Annotated in this window: 5 protein-coding genes; 4 read left to right on the top strand and 1 reads right to left on the bottom strand. The window is 70.6% G+C overall.

The window, feature by feature from the left end; genetic code table 11:
• Both AC1DY2_RS17370 and AC1DY2_RS17365 read left to right on the top strand, forming a co-directional pair.
• Positions 1 to 628 (top strand): sensor histidine kinase (locus AC1DY2_RS17370; protein WP_476763549.1); only part of this gene is annotated, 628 nt, incomplete at its 5' end.
• On the top strand, positions 625 to 1,305 hold the full coding sequence (locus AC1DY2_RS17365) for a response regulator transcription factor (protein ID WP_159603026.1): 681 nt from the start codon (positions 625 to 627) through the stop codon (positions 1,303 to 1,305). The genes AC1DY2_RS17370 and AC1DY2_RS17365, both read left to right, overlap by 4 nt.
• A 112-nt stretch (positions 1,306 to 1,417) precedes the next feature.
• Here AC1DY2_RS17365 and AC1DY2_RS17360 read toward each other — a convergent pair whose 3' ends face one another.
• Positions 1,418 to 1,903: a hypothetical protein gene (locus AC1DY2_RS17360; protein ID WP_309977596.1), complete on the bottom strand. Its 486-nt coding sequence runs from the start codon at positions 1,901 to 1,903 to the stop codon at positions 1,418 to 1,420.
• A gap of 161 nt (positions 1,904 to 2,064) precedes the next feature.
• On the opposite strand from AC1DY2_RS17360, the gene AC1DY2_RS17355 reads away from it, so the two are divergent.
• Positions 2,065 to 2,547 (top strand): CarD family transcriptional regulator, encoded by a 483-nt coding sequence (locus AC1DY2_RS17355; RefSeq protein ID WP_159603022.1) that lies wholly within the window; start codon positions 2,065 to 2,067, stop codon positions 2,545 to 2,547.
• An 81-nt stretch (positions 2,548 to 2,628) separates the two neighbouring features.
• A partial coding sequence (ispD, locus tag AC1DY2_RS17350) for a 2-C-methyl-D-erythritol 4-phosphate cytidylyltransferase (RefSeq protein WP_476763548.1) occupies positions 2,629 to 3,516 on the top strand: 888 nt, incomplete at its 3' end.

Below are 3,516 nucleotides of genomic sequence, written 5' to 3'. Positions count from 1 at the left end.
CCGACCCGACGTCCGCGTGCGCGTCGACGACGTGGTGGCGGCGGCGGTCGACCAGAACCGCGTCGTCGCGACGGCGAAGCGCGTGGAGATCGCCGTGCGCAYCTCCAACAAGGCCATCGTCTACGGCGACCGCTCGCTCATGATCGTGGCGGTGCACAACCTCATCGCGAACGCCATCGCGTACTCGAACGAGGGCGGCCGGGTGGGCGTCGGGGCGAAGGTGGTCGGCGACACGGTGGAGATCGCCGTCACCGACCAGGGCATCGGCATCGAGGGCGACGACCTCGAGCGCGTCTTCGAGCGCTTCTACCGCGTCGACCAGGCCCGTTCGCGCAACACCGGCGGCACCGGGCTCGGACTCAGCATCGTGAAGCACACCGTGCAGAACCACGGCGGCGACGTGCGCGTGTGGTCGACGCCGGGTCGCGGGTCGACCTTCATCATCCGGCTGCCACGCGCCGAGGACGCGCTGCCCGCCGACGACCCCGAGCGAGTCCCTTCGCAACCGAAGCAGCAGCCCGACCAGCCGCGCCCCGCGAGCTCAGGCAAGACCAGCGACCGCGCCGCCCGGAAGGGCGCCGACCGCGCCGCCCGCGTGGCCACCCCCGACCGAGGAGAACCGAGTTGACCCGCATCCTGCTCGTCGAAGACGAGATCGCCCTCAGCGACCCGCTGAGCTTCCTGCTGGAGCGCGAGGGCTACGAGGTGGTCGTCGCCGCGGACGGTCCGTCGGCCATCGCGGCGTTCGACCAGGACGGCGCCGACCTCGTGCTGCTCGACCTGATGCTGCCCGGGCTGCCGGGCACCGAGGTGTGCCGGGAGTTGCGCACCCGTTCGACGGTGCCGATCATCATGGTCACCGCGAAGGACTCCGAGATCGACATCGTCGTGGGCCTCGAGCTCGGCGCCGACGACTACGTGACCAAGCCGTACTCGACGCGGGAGCTGCTCGCCCGGATCCGGGCCGTGCTCCGGCGCCGCATCGAGGTGGAGGACTTCGACGAGGCGATCCTCGAGGGCGGGCGCGTGCGCATGGACGTCGACCGGCACACGGTCGAGGTCGACGGCGACCCCGTGCCCATGCCGCTGAAGGAATTCGAGCTGCTCGAGCTGCTCATGCGCAATCCCGGCCGTGTGCTGACCCGCGGCCAGCTGATCGACCGGGTCTGGGGCTCCGACTACTTCGGCGACACCAAGACGCTCGACGTGCACATCAAGCGCATCCGCTCGAAGATCGAGGCGGAGCCCTCGGAGCCCGTGCAGCTCGTCACCGTGCGGGGACTGGGCTACCGCTTCGAGGCCTGAGCGCCTCAGCGCCTGAGCGCCTGAGCGCCAGAGCGCCTCAGCGAAGGAGCGCCTCAGCGCCGACACGACGAAGGGGCGGATGCCGCGGCATCCGCCCCTTCGGAAGTCGGACCTACTTGGAGGAGAGGTGGTTGTACTCCGCCAAGCGGGCGTCGAGCACGGGCACCTGCTTCTGGATGCCCTCGTTGTCGCCGTACTGGAAGTACATGGGCAGGAGCGCGCCGGGCATCGTGTCGATGCCCTCGAGCACGATCGGGTCGAGCACGTCGATGCCCTCGACCTCGTCGACGCCGAATGCGGCGGTGCCGCCGGCCTCGATCTCGACCGTCTGGGTGTCGCCGCCGCCCTCGCCGAACTGCACGCCGAGCTCGACGTCGTCGTCGCCGTTGTTCACGACGGTCATCACGAGGATGCCGTCTTCCCCGTCTTCGCTGACCACGAGCACGTTGCGAAGGTCGAGGTCGCCCACGTCGACCGAGACGCCGTCGCTCGCGTCGTACTTCTCGGTCGTCGCCTGGTAGGTGAGCATCGAGCAGCCGCTCGCGCCCAGTGCGAGACCGAGGGCCAGAGCAGCGGATGCCGCGAGACGCGCCTTCACAGAACCTCCAAGTGCGAGCGTGCGCGCGAACGGATGCGAGCCCGCGCGAAGGGAATCGATCCGAGTGTAGCCTACGGCGGGAGGCGGTCCGGGGAGGGGTGGCGAACCTTAGCACGATCCGGAATGTGATATCCTGATAGTTGCCGAAAGGACATTCATTCATGCTTTTTGAGGTTGGCGAAACCGTCGTTTACCCCCACCACGGAGCCGCAACGATCACCGAGGTGAAGAAACGGATCATCAAGGGTGAAGAGAAGCTCTACCTCAAGCTGAACGTCACGCAGGGTGACCTCGTCATCGAGGTTCCCGCAGAGAACGTCGACCTCGTCGGCGTTCGTGACGTCATCGGCAAGGAAGGCCTCGACCGGGTCTTCGAGGTGCTGCGCGCACCCTTCACCGAAGAGCCGACCAACTGGTCGCGCCGCTACAAGGCGAACCTCGAGAAGCTCGCCTCCGGCGACGTGATCAAGGTCTCCGAGGTCGTCCGCGACCTGTGGCGTCGTGACCAGGACCGCGGCCTGTCCGCTGGTGAGAAGCGGATGCTGGCCAAGGCTCGGCAGATCCTCATCTCCGAGCTCGCGCTCGCCGAGAAGACCGACGAGGAGCAGGCGTCGACCGTGCTCGACGAGGTCCTCGCCTCCTAGTCTCGAACCCCGCGACGCCGTCGGCCCCAGGCCGGCGGCGTTCGCGCGCTCGTGGCCGGTGACGCGCGCTACGCTCGTGCCATGAGCGCGTCAAGGGTCGCCGTCATCGTCGTCGCCGCGGGCAGCGGCACCCGCCTGGGGCACTCCGAGCCCAAGGCGTTCGTGCCCCTCGGCGACGACACGATGCTGGGCGTCGCCCTCGATGCCGTGCTCGGCATGCGGGAGACGCCGCACGTCGTCATCGTGGCGCCCGCCGACCGCGTCGGCGAGACGCGCGAGCGCTTCACCGGGGCCGCCGCCGCGGCATCCGCCCCGCTCGACGTGGTCGCCGGCGGTGCCACGCGCCAGGCTTCGGTCGCCGCCGGGCTCGCGCTCGTGCCGCACGTCGTCGACACCGTGCTCGTGCACGATGCCGCGCGCCCGCTCACCCCGTCCATCGTCTTCGACGAGGTCGTCGCCGCGGTTCGCGCCCGCGGTCACGGCGTGGTTCCCGGGCTCGACGTGGTCGACACCATCAAGCGCGTCGGGCCGCACGGCCGGGTGGTGGAGACGGTCGACCGATCCGAGCTCGCCGCCGTGCAGACCCCGCAGGGGTTCCCGCGCTCCGCGCTGCAGGCCGCGTACGCCCGGGCCACCGAGGAGTACACGGATGACGCGGCGCTCGCGGCATCCGCCGGCATCGCCGTCGACGTGGTGCCGGGCGACGCGCGCTCGTTCAAGGTGACGCTGCCCGCCGACCTCCGTCGTGCCGAGTCGATCGTCGCCGAGCGGGCTGCCGGTCGTTCACGGGCGGGGTCGGCGACGCCGGCGCGGGAGGCCTCCCAGCCCACCGCCTCCGTCGACGCGGCGCGGCCACCGGTCGCGCGCACCGGCACGGGCGTCGACGTGCACGCCTTCGCCGACGACCCGAACACCCCCATGTGGCTTGCCGGCCTCGCCTGGCCCGGGGAGCGCGGGCTCGCCGGGCAC

This window comes from Agromyces sp. P1_H4 (assembly GCF_056405255.1).
This window is presented reverse-complemented; position numbering and strand designations above follow the sequence as displayed.

What these genes read in the sequence shown, in the direction of transcription:
- AC1DY2_RS17355 (WP_159603022.1), top strand. Translation starts at nt 2,065, where the DNA reads ATGCTTTTTGAGGTTGGCGAAACCGTCGTTTACCCCCACCACGGAGCC.